The sequence below is a fragment of the Pseudomonas putida genome, assembly GCA_041879295.1.
Classification (GTDB): Bacteria; Pseudomonadota; Gammaproteobacteria; order Pseudomonadales; family Pseudomonadaceae; genus Aquipseudomonas; species Aquipseudomonas putida_Y.
Window position 1 is genome coordinate 3,256,033 of the sequence record CP047152.1, and the last position, 20,738, is coordinate 3,276,770.

The following is a 20,738-nucleotide window of genomic DNA, read 5'->3' on the forward strand; positions in this document are numbered from 1 at the left end:
AGCCAGTGATAAAAACTGTACGGGTGCACGGTACCTGTTACCCTTCCGGCAATACCGAGGAGCCTGTAATGCCCCGTTCCCACGCCGCCCTGTGGCGCGACCCGGCCCTGGCACATGTCGAAAGCCGGCGCGCCTGCGATAGCCGGGCCTGCTACAAGGCCCACAGCCACCCGACGTTTTCCATTGGTGCGGTGGATGCTGGCCACAGCCATTTCACCGGGGCTGCCGACGGGCAGCAGCACCTGGTACCCGGCACACTGGTAATGGTCCCCGCCCACCGCGTGCATGCCTGCAACCCGGCACCCGGCCTGGCCTGGAGCTATCAGATGCTGCATGTGGATGCCGACTGGCTGACGCAGTTGCGCCTGGAGTCAGGTCTTGGCGGTATCGGAGCCAGCGAACCGGTGCGTATCTGCAGGGAGGCTGAGGTATATCGGCAGTTCTGCGCGCTGAACAGGTTACTGTTTTCCAGTGCCTGCACCGGTGAGAAAGATGCGGCGCTGATTGCCTTTCTGGGCGACCTGGACTTTTCCGCGCACCCACCGCTGGCAGCGCCCCCCACCCTGGAAACCGCCACCTTGAGCGGGTTGCTTACACGCATCGAGCAGCAGGACCCTGCGCAATTGAGCCTGGAGGTGTTGGCGCGGGAGGCGGGGCTTGGGCGCTATCAGCTGATCCGCGCGTTTCGTGCGGCTACCGGGTTCACGCCGCATGCCTACCTGCTCAATGCCCGGGTCAATCGCGGGCGGCAACTGTTGAGTGAAGGGCTGGCCCTGGCGGAAGTGGCCTATCAGCTTGGCTTTGCTGACCAGAGCCATTTCCAGCGGGTGTTCAAGGCCCATGTGGGGGTTACGCCGGGGCAGTACCGAGGGAACTGAAGGCTGCTGCAGGTGCAATATTGTTCAATACGCCAGAGCAGCCCGGCAGCAGACTGCGGTTTTTTCCGTAGAGCAGCCCCCAATGCAGCAATTCATGATCATCGCCCTGGCCCACTTTCTCGCCCTGCTCTCACCTGGCCCGGACTTCTTCCTGGTCGCACGCAACGCGATCAACAGCGGCTGGCGCATCGCCAGCGGCGCCTGCTTGGGCATAGCGCTGGCCAATGGCGCGTTCATCGTCATGGCCTTCACCGGGCTTTCGGTACTGCAGCAGGGCGGCCCGCTGTTCACCACCCTGCAACTGGCAGGCGCCAGCTACCTGCTGTACATCGGCGTGCTGTTCCTGCGCCATGCCGGGCAAACCAGCCTGGGCGCAGTCACCGGCAGCCAGCGGGTTCATGGCTGGTGGCGCAGTTTGGGCATGGGCTTCTTGTCCGGCATCCTCAACCCCAAGAACGCGTTGTTCTATGCCAGCCTGGCGAGCATGGTCGCCAGCGTCAGCCCCGGCTGGAAGGCAGCCTACGCCGTATGGATGTTCAGCATCGTCCTGCTCTGGGACCTGCTGGTTGCCGTGGCCATCGGCAACCAGCGGGTACTGCGGCGATTCGCCCGCAGCCTGGCGTGGCTGGAGCGGGCCTCGGGGGTCATGCTGGTGATCTTGGCGGGGGCATTGTTGCTGCATCTGGCTCGGGGCTGACCCGTTGCAAGGTGCGCATGTCGACCAAGGTGAAATGGCCGCTGGCCCAGCCCCCCGTGTCCAGGTGCCACACATTGCCCAGCAGCTTGGCCTCCAGCACCGGGGTGTGGCCGACCAGCAGGGCTCGCAGGCCCTGCACCGGTTGGGTGTCCCCCTCTTTCAGGCGCCGACGCGACCACTGGCACACTTGGCGCACTTCAGGGTCGTCATCCAGTTCCAGCCAGGAGCGTAAGACTGCCCAGTCGGCAAACGGGCTGTCTGCATGCAGCAGGCCTACCAGCCCGTCCGCACTCTCCACTTCCATGGCAATCGGCAACTGCTCGAAACGCTCCACGAAACGCAGTTGCTCGCGCCGCGGCAAGTCGAGGAACCAACCACCCCCGGCGGCGCGGTACATGCCCAGGTCGAGCCGCCCACCACGCACGCGGGTGATTGCCAAGGCTTCATGATTGCCCTGGACGGCATGGAACCAAGGCTGGGCCAGCCATTCCAGCGCTGCCTCGCTGTGCGGCCCACGGTCGACCAGGTCACCCACGCTGAACAAGCGGTCCACCGCCGGATCGAACCCCACCGCATCCAGGCATTGTTGCAGGCGCTGGAAGTGGCCATGGATATCGCCCACGGCCAGATCCCGTCCCCGGATATTGGCGATCAGCCGCCGAAACCGTGCCATTACAGTGTTCCTCCGCTGGTAGCACCATGCCCGCTTTCGCGCAGGCCGTGCTCATGGCGCTGTCACTGGACAGCATGGCACAAGGTACCGTGGCTGCGCAGGTCGGAGGGCGTTTTGCCGCGTACCCCAGGCTTCCTGAAAAACCCTTCACTGGAACAGGCGTTGGTGCCGATAGTATGCTCGGCACGTCAATCTTCACCAGGGAATGGTTCTGATGAAACTGTGCGCCGTACAACTGGCGTCGCTCAAGGGCGATTTGCCAACCAACCTCCAGCGCCATCTGGTTTGCATCGAGCAGGCTGCGGCCCTGGGTGCCGAACTGGTCGTGTTCCCCGAGCTGTCACTGACCGGCTATGAGCCGAGTGTGGCACGCCAGGCCGCCCTGCCCGTCACCTCCGTGCGCCTGGACCCGCTGCAGGCAGCGTGTGACCGCTTGGGCATTACGGTTGCCGTGGGCCTGCCATTACCGACGCCCGACGGCATACGCATCGGCATGCCCATCTTCTGTCCTGGGGCGCCGCGCCAGGCCTATGCCAAGCAGCGCTTGCATGATGATGAGCTGCCTTACTTCACCCCAGGTGATCAGGCATTGCTGCTGGAGGTGGGTGAACATCGGGTGGCGCCGGCGATCTGCTACGAATCGATGTTCATGGCGCATGCCGCCATTGCCCGCGAGCGCGGTGCCGACCTGTACCTGGTCAGCGTTGCGAAAACCGCCAAGGGTATCCGCGAGGGATATGCGCACTACCCAGAGGTGGCACGCGAGCTGGGCATGCCAGTGTTGATGGCCAACTGCGTGGGGCCGGCCGACACCTTCATCGGTGCTGGCGGTTCTGCCGCGTGGGACAGCCAAGGGCAGTTACTGGCCAACCTGGATGACCACAGTGAAGGCCTGATCGTACTCGACACCCGCAGTGCCAGCGCGATCACCCTGCCCTTGAGTCCGTACCTTGCATGATCTATCTGTTTCTGGCGTTGCTGAGTTACGCCTGCACCTACTACCTGGTCGGCTTGCTGATTCAGGGTCAACTTGCCGATGTGGCCGAGGGCTTGCGCCATCGGCCCGATGCGCCTACGCCCGGCGAGTACCTGCGTGAGGTCGAGCCCCGCGCACGTCTGGCGCGGCGGCAGTACACCTTGATCGCTGGTACGGTGCTGGCCGTGCTGGCCTGCCTGATTGCCAGCGGGTTCGATTGACGCCTTACAGGTCCAGTGCCAGGCTTTGTCGCCCTTCCAGCGCCAGCAGGTACTGCTTGGCCGCCAGGCCACCGGCAAAACCGGTCAGGTTGCCCGACGCGCCGATTACCCGGTGACACGGGGCGATGATCGAAATCGGGTTGCGGCCATTGGCAGCGCCGACCGCGCGTACCGCCCTGGGGTTGCCGAGCTGCCGGGCAATATCGCTGTAGCTGCGGGTTTCGCCGAACGGTATCGCCAGCAGCGCAGCCCACACCTGACGCTGGAACTCAGTACCGGCAAAATCCAGCGCCAGCTCGAAACGCTGGCGCTTGCCGTCAAAGTACTCGCCCAGCTGGCGAGCGGCTTCCAGCAGTACCGGGCACTGGTCGTCCCGGTGCAGCGCGCCCAGGCGTACGCGGTTTTCCCGCTCTTCTTCCCACAATACGGCTGCCAGGCAGTTGCCACGGGCCACAAGGGTGAGCATACCGACGGGCGATGGCATGATCGTGAATGCGCTGGACATAGCCGGCTCCTGCAAGTTGCGACCGCCCAACTGTACGCATCCACAGTCTTTCATGCACCCGCTTTCTTGCTCAGTTCATTGCGCAGCCGGCAATGTGCCGCGCCTGGCTGAGCGTGACCTTGGGTATCAGTTCAGCGGGAATGCGTGATGTTGCCGACAGGTTGTAGACGCGGAAATGCTCGTTCACCACCTCCCTGGCCATTAGCGTCAACGACGGCAGGATGCGGCTGTCCCAATGCTGGTCGAGCCCGCACGGCGAAGACGGGCCCTGGCCGTCCTCGTAAAAGCGCCCGACGCTCTGGTCGAGGTCTACCCCCACCAGCAACACTTCCTCGAAGCCCAGGTGATAGGCCAACTGCAAGGCCACATAAACCACCGTGCGGGCATCGAAAAAGCCATGGGCGAGGTCTTTACTGAAGGCGATCGAGCGGCTGCGTTTGCTCCACAGTGCCCGGTTGCACACGCAACTGTCACCCTGGCCGCGCAAACCGTCCAGCAGGCTCGGCGTGTCGGCTTTGTGCAAGGCATAACACTGGGTGTGGGCTGGCACATCGGCACGCGCATACTGCTCTGGCCACAGGGCCAGGCGTTCGCTGTCGCGCACGGCAGTGGCGAACAAGGCCGGCTGTTGCTGGCAAAAGCTTTTGTCGGTGCACACGTAGAAGAAAGGTTTTATGCCGTGTTCGGCGGTCATGGCGACCGAGCCATTCATGGCGATGATGGGCAAATGCGCAAACTCGCCCAGTGGAAACTGTTTGGCAGAAGCGCCGGAGGCAAGGATCACCACGGGGCCCTTCTGGGTGTTGCGACACGCCTCGAAATCGGAGAACGCCCCGCGTTCAGCGCTTGGCTGCAACGGAAGTGTGTTCATCAATGGCATCTTTAACCGGACAGTACAAACCACAATACTGATCCGTGTATATGCCGTGGCCGCTTTTACCTGACGTTACTTGGCTGAGCTTCAGTCAACCGCCATTCCCTTGTTTGGCGGGGTTTCAGCCTGGCGAATACCGGCTGGTCCAACTGCCTTAACAGACCACCGCAGTGAAAAAGTGTTCCCCTACTGTGGATAAGGAATAGCGATGACCATCACCGATGGTGACGGACGGGTACTAAGCGCCTTTCGTCATGAGCCTGCTTGATGCTTACCACTGGCGAGACTAATACTTAAACATCTGCCTGGGGAGGCACGAAAAATGCAACCAAGATTCGTTATCGTTCCCGCTGTGCCGATCGAAAAGGAGTCGTTCCGCGTAGGCAGCCGCTACTACGCCGCTACCGTTTGTGGAGGGTTCGACATTTATGACAATCAGGCAAAGGAGCGGCTCAAGCCGAGCTATCCAAACCGGAAGGAGGCGCAGGTGAAGTGCGAGCATTTGAACAAGCGGGATGACGCGGGGTAACCGTAGAGATCTGCGCGGCTCAGCAAGCTCGGGTTACTGACTCAATCCAGACATTCCTTGGCAGCCTGGCGTAACTTGTCGCCAGACAGAAAGCTGCCCTTGTAGAAGGTCGCGCGGCTGCCCTCGCGAACGTCGACTACGTCAAGCACATCGTCGCTTGCCACGGCACTTGATGCCGTGAGCCGGTAGCCGTGGGCTATCGACTTCTGCGTGGCCTGGGGTGCCAGCGCCTGCCATTTTGGCAGGACACAGGCGGCGTACTGCTGCGGCGACTTTTTGGTCAGTTTGCTGGCTGTGGGTTTGCCAGGGGTTGCGCAACCGGCAAGGCTGGCAACCAACACAGTTGCGAGAAAAATACGAAATGTAGGCATTTGCAATCGGCCGTTATGGATACGCTGCATTCTAACGGCGATGACACCGCGTTACCAATCAACCAAAGTCTTGCAGCAGGACGAAGCCCAAGCGAGATCTGTGTAGCGCACCTGATATTTCTGCCAGTAGCCGGGGCACGCCGCAACAGTGAAACTCCCGAGGGACATCACACCACGACTCGGCAGGGCTTCATACCATGCAAACGAACGCCAACCACACTCAGTTCTTCTATCAGAACGGCAAACTCGTCACCCTTAAAACCGGTGAACAGGGCCATAGTATCTTTCGCTCGCAGGACGTCCCCCTTGCCGAGCGACAATCAGACGACACCAACGCCGGCGGACTGCTGGCAACTGACGACAAGGGTTCGGTGCTGCAGGTACAGGAGAAAAGCTGAAGCCCTGAGGATACTCCGGCGCCATTGCGAGCCAAACCCGGGGTCAGGGCTTGGCTCCCCTGTACAACACAATGGCTGCTATATCCAGGGCCAACACACTGCCGACAAACAGGAACATGACGTACAGATCTTCAGAGAGCATTGCCGTATCCCCCAGATGCGCCGGTTTCAAAAGGGGTATGCAATTACTGATCCCGTCAGCGCGACAGGTATGCGAGCTGCGAATCAGCTGAACTTTAACTTGACTACTTTGCTCAGCGCCCAGCCACTGAAGACATAGAACGCATCCAGGTAGAAGCGCCCTGCATAGTTGGGCAACGGCGTTTGATTCAACAGCACATCCGGCTCGGGTGCGGGAGGAAACAGTGCATAAAAGCCGTTGGGCAGAACTGCCAGTGCCAGCAGTAACAGGTAAGTCGAGGCTTGTAGCAGGGTGGCACGATGACTGGATCTGGCGGACCACTTCAGCCCGTAGTAGGCAACCAGGCCGGCAACAGGCAAAACCCAGAAATGCGTCGGAATCCCAATGAACATTTCGGCGACTACGCTTCTTGCTTCCACCTGCGACTCTCCATCCAAATACAACGATTATTACGGGCGGGGCCGGCAAATGCAAAGCAACGCTGCTCAGGCCATACCGGCTCCACCCGCCCTTTTTGAACGTTGCCGGGCAGGCGATCGGCAGACAAAAAGCCCGCTCTCGACGGCGGGCTATTGGTGTGGGGTAGAATGATTACGCTTTTGAACACATCAGTGCAGCATCCAGCAACCTGCCATGGTCGTACCAGGCATCACGTTGATAGGCCGTGAAGTGGCGTTCGGCTCCCGCGCCCCGCAACTCTACAAGACCATCGGCCTTGTCGGGGTCAGTGCTTTCGACGAAAAGCCTGACCGCGTTATCACCCTCGACTTCATAGGTTTTCACATTGCTTTGTAGCTCGCCTTTGACGCACCCCAGATACGCAGGTGGGCTTTTCATGGTAGTGCCAGCCGTATAATCGTGGCTGTCACGTACATCAGGGTTTTGTGCGCAGCCTGCCATGAACAACATGGCTACCCCGGATACAAGTAGTGCCCCTGCTAGCGATCTTGAGTTATTCATGCGACACGCTCCTGCAGCCCCATCGAAAACCGGGAAATGTTGCCAAGCAGCCTGCCCTTTTTTAGGTTTTGGTATGCCCATGTTACTGCGCCATCGCGACCGGGCATTAGGTTTGTTTGCTATATAGGTTTCAGGGCGTTTCCCTCACGCCCTGCCGTGCCCCGATTACGAGTAAGTCCTACCCCATAACCGGGGTCAGGGGATGGCGTTGAGAAACACATAAGTCGCCGCCAGGTCCAGTACCAGCACAGCAACCACGCTGAAAATCATGTAATAGCGGTCATCCTGAGTCATATCTGCGTACCCCGCATGATCAATGTCTCAAGGTCACAGCAATTCCCGTTCCAGCAACCTGATACCGCCCACTGGCACCGCGCCAGCCAAACAGCGCAATCGCGCAGTCAGTCCTTGATCTGGCATACGCCATTGGCTTTGTTCTTACCGGTATACGAAACGTCCGGCGAGCCGTCCGGGTTGATCGACAACGATACCGTTACCCCTCCACCTTTGGCCTCGAAATAGTTGTCATTGAATTTCTTTAGCTTGGCTTCCCTGCCATTGATGTAGATAGGCCCACCTTTATCGGCATGGACCTCGATATTTCCGGGGCATGTCGCGTTCAACAGCGGAATACCGGCGTGGGCAGCGCCCGATGCGGCAAGCAACAGGCCTAGTAACAAACGCTTCATTCGCAGTGTCCTCGTGGGGTTGTCGGGGTGCGCGCGTTAAAGCAGTCCTGCGATGGCGAAGAGGCTCATCGCTCGTTCGAGATTCTAGGCAAACACATGCAGGCTCATCTCGCTATGCATTTTTTTTATTCAGTGCATCCAGTCCGCCCGTTGGCGGGTATTGCTGGTGGGCGGCCTTTGACTGCCCAGCCCAATGACTTTCAGGAGCACTGCAAATGAACTTCAAATACTCCACCTGCCTGCTTGCCTGCAGCCTCGCCCTTGCGCTGCCGCCCGCCCACGCTCAGAGCGCGCTGCCAGAACCGATCAAAGTCCCTGATGGCCATCGCGTCCTGCTCGAAACCGTCGGCGTCGGCGAGATCACCTACGAGTGCCGCGACAAGGCCAACACCCCAGGTCAGACCGAATGGACTTTCGTCGGTCCCAAGGCAGTGCTCAATGACCGTACCGGTAACCAGGTGGGCGACTACTTTGGCCCGCCCGCCACCTGGCAGGCCAAGGATGGCTCGAAAGTCACCGGCACCCAACTGGCAGTGGCACCGGCGGACAAAGGCGCCATACCGTATCAACTGGTCAAGGCCAACCCGGCCGAAGGCAAAGGCGCCATGCAGGGGGTCAGCTATATCCAGCGCCTGGCTACCCGCGGTGGTGTGGCGCCGTCAGTCGACTGCACGACCCAGAACAAAGGTGCCAGGCAGGTCGTCCAGTACCAGGCTGACTATGTGTTCTGGACAGCCAAGTAACACGCACCTGAGCCTACGCCCTGCGAGTGATGATCTACGCTCGATGGCAAGCCCCCGGCTGGATGGCCGGGGTACCTTGCCTTACACAAGGAAGCCACACACGTTGAACTCGCCGGCCGCCCCCTTCGACTTCCATCGCTGCCTGGTCGCCTGTGCACAGGGTGACCGGCGAGCCCTGCAGGCGCTCTACGATCATGAAGGCGCGCGCCTGCTGGGCGTTGCCCGGCGTATCGCACGTGACGACGCCACTGCAGAAGACATCGTCCACGATGCGATCATCCGCATCTGGACCCGCGCCGCCAGCTACGACCCGGCGCGCGGCTCGGCTCGGGGCTGGATCTACAGCATTACCCGCCACCTGGCACTGAATTCGATACGCGATACCCGCCGTGAAACGGTACTGACCGATGCCGACACCGAAACTGCGTCAACATTGCACGGGAGGGTTGATGACCTTGACCTCTGGTCCGGCTCAGCAAAGATTTACCGTTGCCTTGAACAGCTGCAGCCCGCACCGCAACGCTGCATCCTGCACGCCTACGTGGACGGCTGCAGCCACGCCGAGATAGCCGGTTTATTGGGCGCGCCACTGGGCACTGTCAAGGCCTGGATCAAACGCAGCCTCAAAGCGCTACGGGAGTGTCTGGAATGAAGCCCGATTCTGCCGAAGAACTGGACAGCCTCGCCGGGGAATATGTGCTGGGGACCTTGTCGCCGGAGCAATATGCCGCGGTGGCCGAACGCCTGCATACCGACCCCGCGCTCCGCGCCGCTGTGGATGCCTGGGAGGCCCGGCTGTTGGAGCTGACCGCGCTGTCTACCCCACAGCCGCCGAGCCCCCGCCTGTGGCGCCGTATCCAGCGCAGCCTCGACGAGCTACCCGCACCGCGCACACAGACGCGTTTGTGGCAACGCCTCGGCCTGTGGCAAAGGCTCAGCGCCGCAGGGCTGGCTGCAAGCCTGCTGCTGGCGTTTATCCTGCTGACCACGCCCCCCTCTACCACGGAATACCTGGTGGTGCTGGTGGCGCCAAACAGCCAGGCCCCCGGCTGGGTGGTACAGGCCAGTGACAGCCACATGATCGAACTGCTGCCGCTGGGCCAGGACACGGTCCCCGACGGCATGGCCCTGCAGTTCTGGACCAAGGGCGAGCAATGGCGTGCCCCGGTTTCGCTTGGCCTGGTCAAACCAGGCGAACCCTATCGGGTTCCGCTGCAAAGCCTGCCCCCTTTGGAGGCCAATCAATTGTTCGAGCTGACGCTGGAGAAAGCCGGTGGCTCGCCTACCGGTCTGCCGACAGGGCCGGTGAAGTTCATTGGACGCGCGGTGAAAGTGATATGACACGAAAGGGCCGCAGCACGTGTCTGCGGCCTTCGTAAAGCTGGAAGCCAGGGTCAGGCGCGGATCACCTCAAGGCGATCCCGCCCAGCCTCTGTGATGGCGTTCTCTCCTTCATCGCTGATGCGATAACGTCCTGACACCATTTTGGTAATTGAGAAACAGACCAGCCCGCTTTGGGACAAGGCTTGGCCTGCTTCGAAGCTCATTGCCTGCTCCAGGTCGAAGATCTTGATCTCTCCGATTTTATAGCGTGCAAACGCGACCAAGGCGTTATCCAGTTCTTGTTGACTGATCGTTGTAGCGACTTCCATTCGACCTCCCAGGTCATGAGAGCCCCGGTCCGTGGGGGTGGAGGCAACGAACCGGGTGGCTTGTTGAAGGCGGACCGTACTATGCAGTCACGGAAGTCGCTACTGGCTTTCCATCCATGCTGGATGGGTAGGCAGCACGACACCCGCCACACCTACGGTCACTTCAGGAGCCGTCGCCGCATGCCCCGCGTCACCTACCTCGCGGGTAATCCCGCTAAGCCATGCGGCCCTGCTCAGACCATGCTCATCGCCGCACGCAGCGCCAGCAGGTAGGTTTCGACACCAAACCCGCAGATTTGCCCGCGCACCACCTCGGCAAATACCGAGTGATGGCGGAACGGCTCCCTGGCATGGATGTTGGACATGTGCACTTCTACCACCGGCACTTCGATGATGGCCAATGCATCACGAATGCCGTAGCTGTAATGGGTCCAGGCACCGGCATTGATCAGCACGGCATCTACCCGGTCCTCATAGGCCTGATGGATGCGTTCGCACATGGCGCCTTCGAAGTTGCTCTGGAAGCTCTCAACCTGGGCTCCCAGCTCTTCGCCCAAGGCCTGCAACGCCTGGTCGATGTCGGCCAGGGTCGCAGTGCCGTACTGGCGCGGGTCGCGCTTGCCGAACATGTTGTGGTTGATGCCATGCAGCATCAGTACATTGGCGACCATCGACCTACTCCAGGGGAATCGTCAGCTGATCGATCACCGCACGTGTGTCGGGCCGCACCCCGCGCCACCAGGCAAACGCCTCGGCGGCCTGCTCCACCAGCATGCCGACGCCATCGGCCAGGCGCGCCTGGCCGTGCGCGCGGGCCAGACGCAGGAAAGGCGTGAGGCCTTTGCCATAGGCCAGCTCGTAGGCCAAGGCCGCCTCGCCCAGCACATCAGCAGGCAGTGGCGGCAGATCAGCGGTCAGGCTCGCCGAGGTGGCGTTGACCACGATGTCGAACGATTGCCCTTCCAGCGCTTCGTAGCGGCTGATGCGCAGACGCGGGTGGTCGAGCTCGTTACGCAGCGCCAGCGCCTTGGCCATGTCCCGGTTGGCGATCACCAGCTCACATGGCCCCGCCTGCAGGAACGGCAGCAACGCCCCGCGCACCGCGCCACCAGCACCCAGCAGCAGCAAACGGCGGTTGCGCAGCGGCTCGCCAAGGTTCTGCTCGATGTCCCGCAGCAAACCGATGCCATCGAAGTTCTCGGCGACGATGCGACCATCCTCGAACTTCAGCGCATTTGCCGCCCGTGCCAGTTGCGCCCGCTCGCTGCGCCGGTCGGCCAGTTCGAAGGCACGCAGCTTGAACGGGGCGGTGATGTTCATGCCCTTCCCGCCTTCGCTACGAAACTGCAGCACCTGGGCTTCGAAGTCTTCCAGCGAGCCTTCAATGGCCCCGTATTCCAGCTGCTGGTTGCTGGCCTGGGCGAACAGGCCATGAATCAGCGGGGATTTGGTGTGGTTGATCGGCCGGCCGATCACTGCGTAGCGGTCGCTCATCGTGCATCTCCGTGGGTGAACAGTACACCGTCTGCCTGCAGGGCAACGATTTCTTCGGGGCTGAAGCCAAGCCCGGCGGCCACTTCGGCGTTGTGCTGGCCAAGGTCCGGGGCCACTTGGTGAATGGTGGTGTCGCAGTCGGAAAAGCGGAACGGCAGGTTGGGCAGGCGCAGCGTGCCGTAGCGTGGGTGCTGCTGCTCGATGACCATGTTGCGTGCCTGGATCTGCGGATCGGCCAGCACTTCGTCGATGCGTTGGACCTTGGCACTGGGGATGTCGATGGCATCGAGCAACGCCAGGATCTCGGCCACCCGACGCGCGCCGACCCAGTCGCGGACCACCGCCAGGATCGCCTCACGGTGGGCGTTGCGGCCGTTGAGGTTGTGGTAGCGGCGGTCGCTGCCGAACCCGGGCGGGCCGCCGTTGGCTTCGAGCATGGCCGCGAAGCGTTGCCAGGCATCGTCGACCTGGGCAGCGATCACCAGGTCGCCGTCGGCAGCGCGGAACACGCCGTACAGGGTCGAGGTGGGCATGTCGTGGCCGGTCTGCTGGGGCAACACAGTGCCACCGGACAGCGTGTAACACTGCACCGCGTATTCGTGCATCGACACCAGGGTGTCGTACAGCGCCATGTCGATATGCTGGCCACGGCCACTGCTCACCCGGCCGAGCAGCGCGGCATTGATCGCCGCCACCGCGTGGATGCCGGTGTACATGTCGCCCAGGGAAATACGCAGCAGCGGCGGTGCCTCGCCCGGCACGCCCACCATCTGCATGATCCCGCTCTTGGCCTCGGCGATCAGGCCGAAGCCGGCGCGGTGGGCGTCCGGCCCGGTATGGCCGTAGGCGGAAATCGAGCAGTACACCAGGCGCGGGTTGCGCGCCGACAGCTCGGCGTAGCCCAGGCCCAGCTTGTCCAGGGCGCCGGGGCGGTAGTTCTCGATGAACACGTCGGCCGAATCGGTCAGGCGCTGCATGAACGCCTTGCCGCGCGGGTCCTTCATGTTGACGCTGACGCCCTGCTTGCCCATGTTCAGCTGCAGGAAATAGCCGCTCTGCTGGTCGTCCAGGGTGAACGCGTGCTGGCGGCCAGCGTCGCCGCTACCCGGCCGCTCGACCTTGATCACCTCTGCGCCAAGCGCCGCCAGGCAACGGCCGACATAGGGGCCAGCGAGGAAGTGGCTGTAATCAACGACGCGGATACCCGCCAATGGCAATGCCTGGCTCATGCTGCTGCCCTCCGCGGCACCATCAACCGGTGCTCGCCACGTTGCACGACTTCGCCGTGCTGGTTGATCAGTTCCGAAGGCAACACCACGATGCCCCAGCCAGGTCGGCTGTTGCTCGGGCGCATCGCACCCACTCGCATGCGTACGTGGAGCACGTCGTTGACCTTGATCGGCAGCACGAAGTCCCAGGTCCAGCCCAGCGACATGCCCGGCAGGAAGCGGTACTCGCACTGGGTCTTCAGGCCGTCGGCGATCGACAGCCCGAACAGGCCGTGGGCAACCAGGCAGCCAAAGTGGCTGGCGTTGGCGTAAGCCTCGTCGACATGCACCGGGGTGTGATCGCCGGTAAGGTCGGCGTAGGCCAGGATGCGTTCGCGGGTCACGGTGTAGGTCGGGCTGATGCACTCGTCGCCCTCGCGGGCATCGTCCCAGTACTTTTCAATTACGCTCATGCCTGCACCTCCGCGCGCGGGTCGATGGCCAGTGCCTGGGCTACGCATTTGGCCGGCAGCGCCTGGATGAACTCCACCGCCAGGCCATCAGGCAGGCGTAACCAGTTGCGGCCCTGAGGCATTTCGCTGACGCCAAAGCGTTGGGCGGCGGCCAGCGCCGCTTCCAGGTCCTCACACATGATGCCCAGGTGCGCCATGCGCCCTTCCGGGCCAGTGAAGTCCGGCTGGTGAATGAACTGCAGGCCGCCGAGGGTCCAGTACTGCGCCGGTTGCTCGACGTCACCCTGCACTTCACGCATGCTCATGCCGCACACCTCGCTGAAAAAACGGATATGCCACTGAATGTCCTGCACCCAGAACGCCACGTGTTCGAGGTAGGCTTTTGGCTGGCTCATGGGGTTTCTCCCTTCTGGTGATCGGCCATGGCGCGCTCGATACCCTTGATGCAGGCCACCAGGGTCGCGTTGACCGGCGTGGCCACGCCATGGCGCTGGCCCCAGCGCACGACGGAGCCGTTGATGAAGTCGATTTCGGTGATCGAGTTTTTTTCCAGGCTCTGCAGCATCGAGGTGCGGAAGCTCGCCGGCAGGCCTTCGGCGGCCAGTGTCCAGGCAGCTTCGGGGCTGGTCAGGCTCAAGCGGATGCCGGCGCGCTCGGCCACGGCGATGGCCTCGGCCACAGCGGCCTTGGCGGTACTTTCCAGTAGCGGCTCGCTGTATAGCTGGCCGTAGCTGAGCATGGTGATACCGCTCAATGCACCGGTGGCGACGTTGACCAGCAGCTTGTCCCACATGGTGCCGAGGATGTTGTCGCTTACCGTGGTGGCCAGCCCGGCGTGGTTGAACGCTTCGGCGATGGCCTGCACGCGCGGCGTCAGCTGGCCGTCGAGCTCGCCGATGAAGGTCTGTTTGCCGGCCACACCGGCACGGATCGAGCCCGGCGCGAGCAGCACGCCGCCGACATAGGTCTTGCCAGCCAGCACCCGCTCACGCCCCACCGCCTCGGCCAGGATGTCCTCGTGGCCGAGGCCGTTCTGCAGCGACAGCACCAGCGTCTGCGGCCCGATCAGCGCGACAGCGCCGGCGATGGCCTCGGCGGTGTGAAACGACTTCACCAGCACCACCACCAAATCGGTCACGCCAACGTCTTCGGCTTCAATGGCCGCGTTGACCGGTACATAGCGCTCGCCCCGTTCGTCCTGCACCCGCAGCCCGTGCTGGTTCATCGCCTCGATGTGCGCGCGGCCGCGGTTCAGCAGCCAGGTTTCATGCCCTGCCTCGCTCAGGGCCGCGCCAATGGCGCAACCCAGTGCTCCGGCGCCCAGAATGCAGATTTTCACGTCGCAGACCTCCTGTGATTTGCGATCACCTTATGCAGCAGGGGTTATTTGCGCTATACAATGGCCTCAATACGACTATTGAGAATCGCAATGACGGCTACCCTGGAGGCCCTGCCCGAACCCAAGCTGCTGCAGTTGTTCGACGTGCTTTACCAATGCCGCAGCGTGACCCGCGCCGCCGAACAGCTAGGGCAGAGCCAGCCGACCATCAGCATCTGGCTGGCGCGCCTGCGCGAGCAATTGAACGACCCGCTGTTCGTGCGCACGCCGGGCGGCATGGCCCCTACCCCCCGCGCCGATCAGCTGATAGGGCCGTGCCGCGAGGTGCTGGAATCGCTGCGCCGGCTGACCGCCTGGGAGCCGCAGTTCATCGCCGCCACAGCGCAGCGGCGTTTTCGCCTGTGTGTCAGCGATGCCAGCCACATCACCTTGCTGCCAAGCATCCTCAACCATCTGCGCAGCCATGCGCCGGGTATTCGCCTGGAGGCGGCGCGGATCGACGGCAATACCGAGAGCGCGCTGGAGTCGGGCGAAGCGGACCTGGCCATCGGCTTCGTGCCCTGGCTGGGCGGGGGGATGTATCAGCAGGTGCTGTTCGAACAGGACTGGGTATGCCTGAGCAACCCGCAGCATCCACGCCTGAGCAATGGCATGAGCCTGGAGCGGTATCGGGCCGAGGGGCATGTGCAGATCAGTTTCGGCACCGGGCAAAAGCTGCTGGAAGCAGGGTTGGCGCGGGCCGGGATCGAACGGCGGATCATGCTGGAGCTGCCAGCGTTTCTCGGGTTAGGGATGATAATCGGGACTACCGATCTGCTAGGCACCTTGCCGCGGCATATCGGGCAGACACTGGCCGATATGCATGGGCTACAGGTCCATGACTGCCCGTTCGAAGTGGAGGGGTTCACGGTCAAGCAGCATTGGCATGCCCGCTATCATCAGGACAATGGAAATCGATGGTTGAGGGACGTCGTGCGCGGATTGTTTCAGCAAGCAAGCCAGGCATGATCCAGTTTCGACTTAGATAGCATTGCCCAGATAAGGCCCGAATTCTCCAACAGGCCAAGTCACAAGCGACGTTTGGTTAACACATCGGATAAAGCCGCACACGCGCAGGGCTGCTACAGCCTTCAGGCTCGTCTTTGGCGCCAGCAGTGAACCTTCGTGGCTGGCGGGGCTCAGTTGTCCAGAGCGCGTTTGCGACGTCGACAAAGGATTGCCATGGGACATGCCTCCTCAACCGCCCTCCCCCAGGTTCGCATCGAACGTGAACTGAGCCTGCGGGCGGTGCTCACCGGCACGGTGCTGGGCATCTTGCTCACGCCCTCGAATGTGTACGCAGGGCTGAAGATCGGCTGGTCATTCAACATGTCGATCATCGCCTTGCTGGTCGGTTTCGCCCTGTGGCAGGGCCTGGCAAGGCATCGCAACAACCGCTCCGCGTGGACGTTGCACGAAAGCAACATCAACCAGACCGTGGCGTCAGCCGCCGCCTCCATCATCTCCGGCGGGCTGGTCGCGCCGATCCCCGCCTATACCCTGCTCACCGGACACCAACTGGACCCGCTGCCGATGATGGCCTGGGTGTTCTCGGTGAGCTTCCTGGGCATCTGGATCGCCTGGTACCTGCGCCCCGCCCTGCTCAACGACCATGGCCTGAAGTTTCCCGAAGGCATGGCGACCTTGGAAACGCTGCAGCAGATCTACAACCACGGGCGCGAAGCCATGGCGCGGATCAAGGTGCTATGCAGCGCCGCGTTGCTTTCAGCACTGGTCAAATGGGTAGACGGGTTCGTCTGGGCGATACCGCGCTGGGCGCCCACGCCGGCGCTCGAGCGCCTGACCTTCACGGTCGACCCTTCGCTGATGCTGATCGGCTTCGGCAGCATCATCGGCATTCGCGTGGGCGTGACGTTACTGATTGGCGCCGCGCTGGCCTGGGGCGGACTGGCGCCGTGGTTGATCGAACAGGCCTTGGTGGCGCTTGCTCCGAACGCCAGCGGCCCGCAGTTTGCCGCGCTGGTGGAATGGCTGTTGTGGCCTGGCGTGAGCCTGATGGTCTGCGCGACGCTGACTTCATTGTTGGTTCGCCTGTTCCAAGTGCCCCGGCGATCGCCCGCTGAACAGCGAACGCCGCGCGCCAGGATGCGTTTTAGCCCCTGGCCTGCGTCGGGGCTGCTGCTGTCCACGGCGCTGATCATTACCCTGCAGGTGTTGTTGTTTGGCATCGACTGGTGGATGGCGCTGTTGAGCATTCCGTTGGCCGTGTGCCTTGCCGTGGTCGCGGCGCGCGTGGTCGGCGCCACTGGCATCGCACCGATTGGCGCCATCGGCAAGCTGTCGCAGCTCAGCTTCGGCCTGATCGCCCCCGGCCAGGTGGCGATCAACCTGATGAGTGCCAACACGGCGGGTGGCGCGGCCGGGCAATCCACCGACCTGATGAACGACTTCAAGGTTGGCCAGGCGATCGGCGCTACGCCGCACAAACAGCTGATTGCTCAGTGCGTCGGTATTTTCATCGGTAGCGTGGTCGGCGTGCTGGTGTATCGAGTGCTGATTCCCGATCCGCAGGCCTTGTTGCTCACTGAGCAGTGGCCGGCACCGGCAGCGGCGACCTGGAAAGCGGTTGCGCAGACGCTGACCCAGGGGCTGGGGGCGCTGTCCTTGGAGTCGCGCTGGGCGATTGCGACTGGGAGTGCTGTTGGCGTACTGCTGGGGGCACTGGACAGCCTGTTGCCGCAACGGGCAGCCCGCTGGCTGCCGAGTACGGCGGCGCTGGGGTTGGCGTTCATCCTGCCTGCATCGATCAGCCTGATGATGGGGTTTGGTGCCGTAGTGACCTGGCTGGTCAGTTGCCGGTGGCCGAGGGTGACGGAGCGTTTTGCGATTACCGCGGCGGCGGGGTTGATTGCCGGTGAGAGCATCATGGGGGTGGCGGCATCGTTTTGGGAGATGCTTCGGGGGTTGTAGATACTGCGTATCCCCCCTCGCCCGCGCGTCCCTTCTATCACGTCGTACAAACCAAGCTGTCGCGCGCACCTGTCACAGGCATGACTGGCCCGAAACAAACGTAGGAGCGAGCGTAGCTCGCGATGCGCCGCGCGGGCGGCGCTCGATCTCACAGGCGACGAATCCCTATCGCCAACACCTCGAAACCCAAACACAGACCCAAGCCTTCAAACACCGGCTGCACCGCCTTGGCCGAGTCCACCCCATGGTCATTGCTCAACAACAGATCACGCACTGGCCTCTTCGCGGGACACCGCTCCTACAAGGGACCGCGCCAAGCCTGAGGCCAGCGCTGCACTTGAGCGGGTTTACCGGCGAAGAGGCCCTCAAGCCTGATCACGGCTGCTGATTCTGGCTCAAAAACTTGTCCACCATCGCCGTGCCTTCCCCCGCATCCCCCGCCACCTGCCACAGCCGCCGCTCGATCCCCTGCGCCAGCAAGTGCCCCACCGCCGCTTCGATCGCCGACAGCACGCACAACTGCGCCGGTTCATTGGTGGTATACCCCACCTCGGCCTCCAGCAGTTTCTTGAACTCGATGAACTTGAACACCCCGGCACTGCGCCCTACCGAGTAGATGGTCTTGCTGGTCATCACGTTGGCCAGCACCTGCCCGGTGCGCACGTCCACGGCGCGCAGGTTAACGGTGACCTGGTCCACCCGGTACTCACGGGAAATGTCGATCCCCAGGTAGCGGGCGCCCTCGCCGCCGCTACGCACGTTGGTGTCGTAGGCAATGATGCCGCCTTCGAGCATCAGGTTGGCGGCTTGCAGCGGTGGCAGCTCGCCCATGATGTTTTCCGCCACATCAGGCTTTTTCTGCGATGCACGGATGATCTTGCGCTCGGTCAGCAGGTTCTGCAGCCCTTCACGCTCCAGCACCACGAACCAGCCGCTGGCACTCAGTGCGTCCATCAACATGCTGGCCGCGCCCTGGGTGACGCTGGTGGAGAACGAACTGGCCGGGGTCGGCTTGTACTGCCCGGTCTGGTCGCGGAAGCCGTACACCACGGCCATCAGCCGGCCTTTGGGCCGTGGCATGTTGATCAGGTCGTAGTAAGTCGAGGCCCGAGGGGTCAGGGTCGGGGTTTCCGAGTCCAGTTCAGCCGACATGGGTTCGCGCAGGCTGCAACCACTTTGCAGGCCCAGGGCGGTGAGGATCAGCAGCGTGCTCAGCAGACGTTTCATGGTGTTCTCTCCCCAACATAAAAGCCCTTCCCTCTCAGGGGTTCAGGCCGCTGACCTCAATGATCGAAATTTCTCCTGTGGCACGATCGGTGACCTTGATGCTCAAGGCCCCGGAATCGTCGATGACGTCGATGAGAAACGCATCGGTCGCCATGCTGCCGGTGTTGCCGTTGCTGATGTTGTCCAGCAACTGCGACAACATCCGCGACTCCAGCTGGTTGCTGAACCGCTCAAGGGCTGTGGTGCCGGTAAAGGCCGAGGCACGGTCCTTGAGGTCCGGGTCGTCGTAGTCGTTCTGCGCCTGGGCGTTGTTCAACAGCCAAGTGCCGTTCAACGGGTTACCGCCAAACGCCGGGTTGACCGGGGTGTACACCAGCTCGGTGGCCTGGGAAGCACAGGCGCTGGCCAGCAGGCAGGCGGCAATGCAACGTGGAATACGGTGGTTCATAGCTCGTCCCTCTCCAAGTCGGTGGTGTCCTGTAACAGGCGTTGCAGCTTGCGTTGAATGATCTGCTGCTTGACCAGGTCGGCGGCGGCGACGGCCTCGTCTTTGAGCTCGGTGGTGTTCGGTGGCAGGAACCGGCGGTACACCACTTCACGCTCGAACTCCACCGTCACCAGGCTGCCCCAGCGGGCATCCGGGCGTTCGCGTACCACCAGGTTGAAGTCCAGGCGGCTGGTGGCACGCAGGCGGTCGGCGAAGTAGTAGTAAAAGTCGTGGCCGATGTGCGAGATGGTGTTATCGACGATAAAGCCCTGCATCTCGTCTTCGGCACCCGCCTTGGCGCAGGTGGCCACCCCTGCCAACAGCAGCAGGCCTAGGCACAGCGCAGCCAGGCGCTTCATGGCGTATCTCCCGGGCCCGCATTCATCTGCACACCGCGTGCACTTTCGGTAAAGGCCTGCTCGGCGACGAACTGCCAGTCGCTGTAGTGTTCCAGCCCCTCGAACCCGCTCCATTCGGCGCTGAAGCCACTGCGCTTGAAAGGGGTGGCGTCCGAGCGGCTGTAGACGCCAGTGATACGGCCGTCGATCGAGCGCAGCAGGCCCCACTCGTCGCTGTTGCTGATCGGGTCAGGGTAAAGCCTGCGGATGTGCCGTTTGGCCTGCGGGAAGCGGTTGTCCTGTAGCAGGTCGGTCAGTTCCTGGGGGTACTGGGCCAGCCCTGGCGAGGCGCGGTAGTAGCTGCGCAAGGCCTGGGCATACTGGCCGCCAACCCACAGCAACTGGCGTTCGCGGTCGCGCTGGGCGGCGCTCGCCCAGATCGTGCCGGTGGCGGCCAGGGCCACGCTGCTGACCGCAATCAGCAGCAGCACACCCAGGTAGGTGAAGCCGCCACTGGCCTTACCATTCAGCGAAGAGGCTGCCATCACGCGCCCTCCCTGTGGCACCGCTCTTGATATCGGCCACGCCGCCGGCCACGCCCTCGGGCGGTGGCACCAGCTGCCAGGCATCGCTGCGCTCGGTGATCGGGTCGACCGGCGTGTTGCGCAGGTAGCGCTGTTCCACCAGCTGTTCCAGTGAATCGGGGTAATGGCCGGTGTCACCGTAGTAGTGGTCCAGCGCCTCGCGCAGCACTGCCAGGCTTTGACGCAGGGTGGCCTCGCGCGAGCTTTCCAGGCTGTTGAAGTAGCGCGGCATGGCGATGGTCATCAGCGTGGCAATGATCGCCATCACCACCAGCAGTTCGATCAGGGTGAAGCCTTTGCTGCGTTTCAT

30 protein-coding genes and 1 pseudogene are annotated in these 20,738 nt (G+C 62.6%); 12 read left to right on the forward strand and 19 right to left on the reverse strand.

Features of this window, described 5'->3' with window-relative positions:
• Nucleotides 1-68 precede the first annotated feature (68 nt).
• Nucleotides 69-878 carry a helix-turn-helix domain-containing protein gene (locus GST84_14950; GenBank protein ID XGB13550.1) on the forward strand — a complete coding sequence of 270 codons (810 nt, stop codon included), beginning with the start codon at nucleotides 69-71 and terminating at the stop codon, nucleotides 876-878.
• Between the two features lie 82 nt (nucleotides 879-960).
• Nucleotides 961-1,575, forward strand: a complete 615-nt coding sequence (locus tag GST84_14955) for a LysE family transporter (GenBank protein XGB13551.1) — start codon at nucleotides 961-963, stop codon at nucleotides 1,573-1,575.
• Here the strand turns inward: GST84_14955 and GST84_14960 are convergent.
• Complete coding sequence (locus GST84_14960) at nucleotides 1,523-2,248, reverse strand: serine/threonine protein phosphatase (protein ID XGB13552.1); 726 nt, start codon at nucleotides 2,246-2,248, stop codon at nucleotides 1,523-1,525. The genes GST84_14955 and GST84_14960 overlap by 53 nt on opposite strands.
• A 26-nt stretch (nucleotides 2,249-2,274) precedes the next feature.
• On the opposite strand from GST84_14960, the pseudogene GST84_14965 reads away from it, so the two are divergent.
• The 3 genes and pseudogenes from GST84_14965 to GST84_14975 all read left to right on the forward strand — a co-directional run bounded on the left by GST84_14965 (nucleotide 2,275) and on the right by GST84_14975 (nucleotide 3,445).
• Nucleotides 2,275-2,364, forward strand: a pseudogene (locus tag GST84_14965) (DUF3016 domain-containing protein).
• A gap of 98 nt (nucleotides 2,365-2,462) precedes the next feature.
• Nucleotides 2,463-3,206 (forward strand): carbon-nitrogen hydrolase family protein, encoded by a 744-nt coding sequence (locus GST84_14970; protein ID XGB13553.1) that lies wholly within the window; start codon nucleotides 2,463-2,465, stop codon nucleotides 3,204-3,206.
• Nucleotides 3,203-3,445 (forward strand): hypothetical protein, encoded by a 243-nt coding sequence (locus tag GST84_14975; protein XGB13554.1) that lies wholly within the window; start codon nucleotides 3,203-3,205, stop codon nucleotides 3,443-3,445. Before GST84_14970 ends, GST84_14975 begins: the two co-directional genes overlap by 4 nt.
• Nucleotides 3,446-3,449: 4 nt before the next feature.
• On the opposite strand, the gene GST84_14980 is transcribed toward GST84_14975, so the two are convergent.
• Both GST84_14980 and GST84_14985 read right to left on the reverse strand, forming a co-directional pair.
• The gene (locus GST84_14980) at nucleotides 3,450-3,950 is read right to left on the reverse strand and encodes a methylated-DNA--[protein]-cysteine S-methyltransferase (protein ID XGB13555.1); all 501 of its coding nucleotides are present in this window, start codon (nucleotides 3,948-3,950) and stop codon (nucleotides 3,450-3,452) included.
• Between the two features lie 70 nt (nucleotides 3,951-4,020).
• The gene (locus GST84_14985; protein ID XGB13556.1) at nucleotides 4,021-4,821 is read right to left on the reverse strand and encodes a lipopolysaccharide biosynthesis protein; all 801 of its coding nucleotides are present in this window, start codon (nucleotides 4,819-4,821) and stop codon (nucleotides 4,021-4,023) included.
• Nucleotides 4,822-5,146: 325 nt separating this feature from the next.
• Here GST84_14985 and GST84_14990 point away from each other — a divergent pair, with 325 nt between their 5' ends.
• The gene (locus GST84_14990) at nucleotides 5,147-5,353 is read left to right on the forward strand and encodes a hypothetical protein (GenBank protein ID XGB13557.1); all 207 of its coding nucleotides are present in this window, start codon (nucleotides 5,147-5,149) and stop codon (nucleotides 5,351-5,353) included.
• Nucleotides 5,354-5,394: 41 nt separating this feature from the next.
• On the opposite strand, the gene GST84_14995 is transcribed toward GST84_14990, so the two are convergent.
• Entirely contained in the window at nucleotides 5,395-5,754 is a 360-nt protein-coding gene (locus GST84_14995; GenBank protein ID XGB13558.1) for a hypothetical protein, read from the reverse strand.
• A 167-nt stretch (nucleotides 5,755-5,921) separates the two neighbouring features.
• Here GST84_14995 and GST84_15000 point away from each other — a divergent pair, with 167 nt between their 5' ends.
• Nucleotides 5,922-6,122 carry a hypothetical protein gene (locus GST84_15000; GenBank protein ID XGB13559.1) on the forward strand — a complete coding sequence of 67 codons (201 nt, stop codon included), beginning with the start codon at nucleotides 5,922-5,924 and terminating at the stop codon, nucleotides 6,120-6,122.
• A gap of 225 nt (nucleotides 6,123-6,347) precedes the next feature.
• Here the strand turns inward: GST84_15000 and GST84_15005 are convergent, their stop codons facing one another.
• The 3 genes from GST84_15005 to GST84_15015 all read right to left on the reverse strand — a co-directional run bounded on the left by GST84_15005 (nucleotide 6,348) and on the right by GST84_15015 (nucleotide 7,913).
• Nucleotides 6,348-6,656, reverse strand: coding sequence for a hypothetical protein (locus tag GST84_15005; protein XGB15782.1), 309 nt, complete (start codon nucleotides 6,654-6,656; stop codon nucleotides 6,348-6,350).
• A gap of 199 nt (nucleotides 6,657-6,855) precedes the next feature.
• Complete coding sequence (locus tag GST84_15010) at nucleotides 6,856-7,224, reverse strand: hypothetical protein (protein XGB13560.1); 369 nt, start codon at nucleotides 7,222-7,224, stop codon at nucleotides 6,856-6,858.
• Nucleotides 7,225-7,625: 401 nt separating this feature from the next.
• Entirely contained in the window at nucleotides 7,626-7,913 is a 288-nt protein-coding gene (locus GST84_15015; protein XGB13561.1) for a hypothetical protein, read from the reverse strand.
• Between the two features lie 215 nt (nucleotides 7,914-8,128).
• Here GST84_15015 and GST84_15020 point away from each other — a divergent pair, with 215 nt between their 5' ends.
• The 3 genes from GST84_15020 (at nucleotide 8,129) to GST84_15030 (ending at nucleotide 9,997) form a co-directional block, all read left to right on the forward strand.
• On the forward strand, nucleotides 8,129-8,656 hold the full coding sequence (locus GST84_15020) for a DUF3455 domain-containing protein (GenBank protein XGB13562.1): 528 nt from the start codon (nucleotides 8,129-8,131) through the stop codon (nucleotides 8,654-8,656).
• Between the two features lie 103 nt (nucleotides 8,657-8,759).
• Nucleotides 8,760-9,308: a sigma-70 family RNA polymerase sigma factor gene (locus GST84_15025; protein XGB13563.1), complete on the forward strand. Its 549-nt coding sequence runs from the start codon at nucleotides 8,760-8,762 to the stop codon at nucleotides 9,306-9,308.
• Nucleotides 9,305-9,997, forward strand: a complete 693-nt coding sequence (locus tag GST84_15030; GenBank protein ID XGB13564.1) for an RNA polymerase subunit sigma-70 — start codon at nucleotides 9,305-9,307, stop codon at nucleotides 9,995-9,997. Before GST84_15025 ends, GST84_15030 begins: the two co-directional genes overlap by 4 nt.
• Before the next feature lie 53 nt (nucleotides 9,998-10,050).
• Here GST84_15030 and GST84_15035 read toward each other — a convergent pair whose 3' ends face one another.
• The 7 genes from GST84_15035 to GST84_15065 form a co-directional block, all read right to left on the reverse strand.
• A complete protein-coding gene (locus GST84_15035) occupies nucleotides 10,051-10,308 on the reverse strand; it encodes a hypothetical protein (protein XGB13565.1) in 258 nt (85 codons plus the stop codon).
• A gap of 233 nt (nucleotides 10,309-10,541) precedes the next feature.
• Nucleotides 10,542-10,979 (reverse strand): type II 3-dehydroquinate dehydratase, encoded by a 438-nt coding sequence (gene aroQ, locus GST84_15040; protein ID XGB13566.1) that lies wholly within the window; start codon nucleotides 10,977-10,979, stop codon nucleotides 10,542-10,544.
• 4 nt (nucleotides 10,980-10,983) lie between these two features.
• Nucleotides 10,984-11,802 carry a shikimate dehydrogenase gene (gene aroE, locus GST84_15045; GenBank protein ID XGB13567.1) on the reverse strand — a complete coding sequence of 273 codons (819 nt, stop codon included), beginning with the start codon at nucleotides 11,800-11,802 and terminating at the stop codon, nucleotides 10,984-10,986.
• Nucleotides 11,799-13,031 (reverse strand): CoA transferase, encoded by a 1,233-nt coding sequence (locus GST84_15050; GenBank protein XGB13568.1) that lies wholly within the window; start codon nucleotides 13,029-13,031, stop codon nucleotides 11,799-11,801. Before GST84_15050 ends, aroE begins: the two co-directional genes overlap by 4 nt.
• Nucleotides 13,028-13,483 (reverse strand): acyl dehydratase, encoded by a 456-nt coding sequence (locus tag GST84_15055; protein XGB13569.1) that lies wholly within the window; start codon nucleotides 13,481-13,483, stop codon nucleotides 13,028-13,030. The genes GST84_15050 and GST84_15055 overlap by 4 nt, the downstream gene beginning before the upstream one ends.
• Nucleotides 13,480-13,878 (reverse strand): glyoxalase/bleomycin resistance/dioxygenase family protein, encoded by a 399-nt coding sequence (locus GST84_15060; GenBank protein XGB13570.1) that lies wholly within the window; start codon nucleotides 13,876-13,878, stop codon nucleotides 13,480-13,482. Before GST84_15060 ends, GST84_15055 begins: the two co-directional genes overlap by 4 nt.
• Nucleotides 13,875-14,822: a 2-dehydropantoate 2-reductase gene (locus tag GST84_15065; protein XGB13571.1), complete on the reverse strand. Its 948-nt coding sequence runs from the start codon at nucleotides 14,820-14,822 to the stop codon at nucleotides 13,875-13,877. The genes GST84_15060 and GST84_15065 overlap by 4 nt, the downstream gene beginning before the upstream one ends.
• A gap of 60 nt (nucleotides 14,823-14,882) precedes the next feature.
• Here GST84_15065 and GST84_15070 point away from each other — a divergent pair, with 60 nt between their 5' ends.
• Entirely contained in the window at nucleotides 14,883-15,830 is a 948-nt protein-coding gene (locus GST84_15070; protein XGB13572.1) for a LysR family transcriptional regulator, read from the forward strand.
• Nucleotides 15,831-16,043: 213 nt separating this feature from the next.
• Entirely contained in the window at nucleotides 16,044-17,792 is a 1,749-nt protein-coding gene (locus tag GST84_15075) for an OPT family oligopeptide transporter (protein ID XGB13573.1), read from the forward strand.
• A 375-nt stretch (nucleotides 17,793-18,167) separates the two neighbouring features.
• Here GST84_15075 and GST84_15080 read toward each other — a convergent pair whose 3' ends face one another.
• From GST84_15080 to GST84_15100, 5 genes are read right to left on the reverse strand one after another with little or no spacing between them, the layout of a single operon-like run.
• A complete protein-coding gene (locus GST84_15080; GenBank protein XGB13574.1) occupies nucleotides 18,168-19,019 on the reverse strand; it encodes a curli production assembly/transport protein CsgG in 852 nt (283 codons plus the stop codon).
• Between the two features lie 34 nt (nucleotides 19,020-19,053).
• Nucleotides 19,054-19,467 (reverse strand): curli production assembly protein CsgF, encoded by a 414-nt coding sequence (locus GST84_15085; protein XGB13575.1) that lies wholly within the window; start codon nucleotides 19,465-19,467, stop codon nucleotides 19,054-19,056.
• The gene (csgE, locus tag GST84_15090) at nucleotides 19,464-19,865 is read right to left on the reverse strand and encodes a curli production assembly/transport protein CsgE (GenBank protein ID XGB13576.1); all 402 of its coding nucleotides are present in this window, start codon (nucleotides 19,863-19,865) and stop codon (nucleotides 19,464-19,466) included. The genes GST84_15085 and csgE overlap by 4 nt, the downstream gene beginning before the upstream one ends.
• Complete coding sequence (locus GST84_15095) at nucleotides 19,862-20,389, reverse strand: type II secretion system protein (GenBank protein XGB13577.1); 528 nt, start codon at nucleotides 20,387-20,389, stop codon at nucleotides 19,862-19,864. Before GST84_15095 ends, csgE begins: the two co-directional genes overlap by 4 nt.
• Entirely contained in the window at nucleotides 20,364-20,738 is a 375-nt protein-coding gene (locus GST84_15100; protein ID XGB13578.1) for a prepilin-type N-terminal cleavage/methylation domain-containing protein, read from the reverse strand. The genes GST84_15095 and GST84_15100 overlap by 26 nt, the downstream gene beginning before the upstream one ends.

What these genes read in the sequence shown, in the direction of transcription:
- GST84_14950 (XGB13550.1), top strand. Translation starts at nt 69, where the DNA reads ATGCCCCGTTCCCACGCCGCCCTGTGGCGCGACCCGGCCCTGGCACAT.
- GST84_14955 (XGB13551.1), top strand. Translation starts at nt 961, where the DNA reads ATGCAGCAATTCATGATCATCGCCCTGGCCCACTTTCTCGCCCTGCTC.
- GST84_14960 (XGB13552.1), bottom strand. Translation starts at nt 2,248, where the DNA reads ATGGCACGGTTTCGGCGGCTGATCGCCAATATCCGGGGACGGGATCTG.
- GST84_14970 (XGB13553.1), top strand. Translation starts at nt 2,463, where the DNA reads ATGAAACTGTGCGCCGTACAACTGGCGTCGCTCAAGGGCGATTTGCCA.
- GST84_14975 (XGB13554.1), top strand. Translation starts at nt 3,203, where the DNA reads ATGATCTATCTGTTTCTGGCGTTGCTGAGTTACGCCTGCACCTACTAC.
- GST84_14980 (XGB13555.1), bottom strand. Translation starts at nt 3,950, where the DNA reads ATGTCCAGCGCATTCACGATCATGCCATCGCCCGTCGGTATGCTCACC.
- GST84_14985 (XGB13556.1), bottom strand. Translation starts at nt 4,821, where the DNA reads ATGAACACACTTCCGTTGCAGCCAAGCGCTGAACGCGGGGCGTTCTCC.
- GST84_14990 (XGB13557.1), top strand. Translation starts at nt 5,147, where the DNA reads ATGCAACCAAGATTCGTTATCGTTCCCGCTGTGCCGATCGAAAAGGAG.
- GST84_14995 (XGB13558.1), bottom strand. Translation starts at nt 5,754, where the DNA reads ATGCAGCGTATCCATAACGGCCGATTGCAAATGCCTACATTTCGTATT.
- GST84_15000 (XGB13559.1), top strand. Translation starts at nt 5,922, where the DNA reads ATGCAAACGAACGCCAACCACACTCAGTTCTTCTATCAGAACGGCAAA.
- GST84_15005 (XGB15782.1), bottom strand. Translation starts at nt 6,656, where the DNA reads ATGTTCATTGGGATTCCGACGCATTTCTGGGTTTTGCCTGTTGCCGGC.
- GST84_15010 (XGB13560.1), bottom strand. Translation starts at nt 7,224, where the DNA reads ATGAATAACTCAAGATCGCTAGCAGGGGCACTACTTGTATCCGGGGTA.
- GST84_15015 (XGB13561.1), bottom strand. Translation starts at nt 7,913, where the DNA reads ATGAAGCGTTTGTTACTAGGCCTGTTGCTTGCCGCATCGGGCGCTGCC.
- GST84_15020 (XGB13562.1), top strand. Translation starts at nt 8,129, where the DNA reads ATGAACTTCAAATACTCCACCTGCCTGCTTGCCTGCAGCCTCGCCCTT.
- GST84_15030 (XGB13564.1), top strand. Translation starts at nt 9,305, where the DNA reads ATGAAGCCCGATTCTGCCGAAGAACTGGACAGCCTCGCCGGGGAATAT.
- GST84_15035 (XGB13565.1), bottom strand. Translation starts at nt 10,308, where the DNA reads ATGGAAGTCGCTACAACGATCAGTCAACAAGAACTGGATAACGCCTTG.
- aroQ (XGB13566.1), bottom strand. Translation starts at nt 10,979, where the DNA reads ATGGTCGCCAATGTACTGATGCTGCATGGCATCAACCACAACATGTTC.
- aroE (XGB13567.1), bottom strand. Translation starts at nt 11,802, where the DNA reads ATGAGCGACCGCTACGCAGTGATCGGCCGGCCGATCAACCACACCAAA.
- GST84_15050 (XGB13568.1), bottom strand. Translation starts at nt 13,031, where the DNA reads ATGAGCCAGGCATTGCCATTGGCGGGTATCCGCGTCGTTGATTACAGC.
- GST84_15055 (XGB13569.1), bottom strand. Translation starts at nt 13,483, where the DNA reads ATGAGCGTAATTGAAAAGTACTGGGACGATGCCCGCGAGGGCGACGAG.
- GST84_15060 (XGB13570.1), bottom strand. Translation starts at nt 13,878, where the DNA reads ATGAGCCAGCCAAAAGCCTACCTCGAACACGTGGCGTTCTGGGTGCAG.
- GST84_15070 (XGB13572.1), top strand. Translation starts at nt 14,883, where the DNA reads ATGGCCTCAATACGACTATTGAGAATCGCAATGACGGCTACCCTGGAG.
- GST84_15075 (XGB13573.1), top strand. Translation starts at nt 16,044, where the DNA reads ATGGGACATGCCTCCTCAACCGCCCTCCCCCAGGTTCGCATCGAACGT.
- GST84_15080 (XGB13574.1), bottom strand. Translation starts at nt 19,019, where the DNA reads ATGAAACGTCTGCTGAGCACGCTGCTGATCCTCACCGCCCTGGGCCTG.
- GST84_15085 (XGB13575.1), bottom strand. Translation starts at nt 19,467, where the DNA reads ATGAACCACCGTATTCCACGTTGCATTGCCGCCTGCCTGCTGGCCAGC.
- csgE (XGB13576.1), bottom strand. Translation starts at nt 19,865, where the DNA reads ATGAAGCGCCTGGCTGCGCTGTGCCTAGGCCTGCTGCTGTTGGCAGGG.
- GST84_15095 (XGB13577.1), bottom strand. Translation starts at nt 20,389, where the DNA reads ATGGCAGCCTCTTCGCTGAATGGTAAGGCCAGTGGCGGCTTCACCTAC.
- GST84_15100 (XGB13578.1), bottom strand. Translation starts at nt 20,738, where the DNA reads ATGAAACGCAGCAAAGGCTTCACCCTGATCGAACTGCTGGTGGTGATG.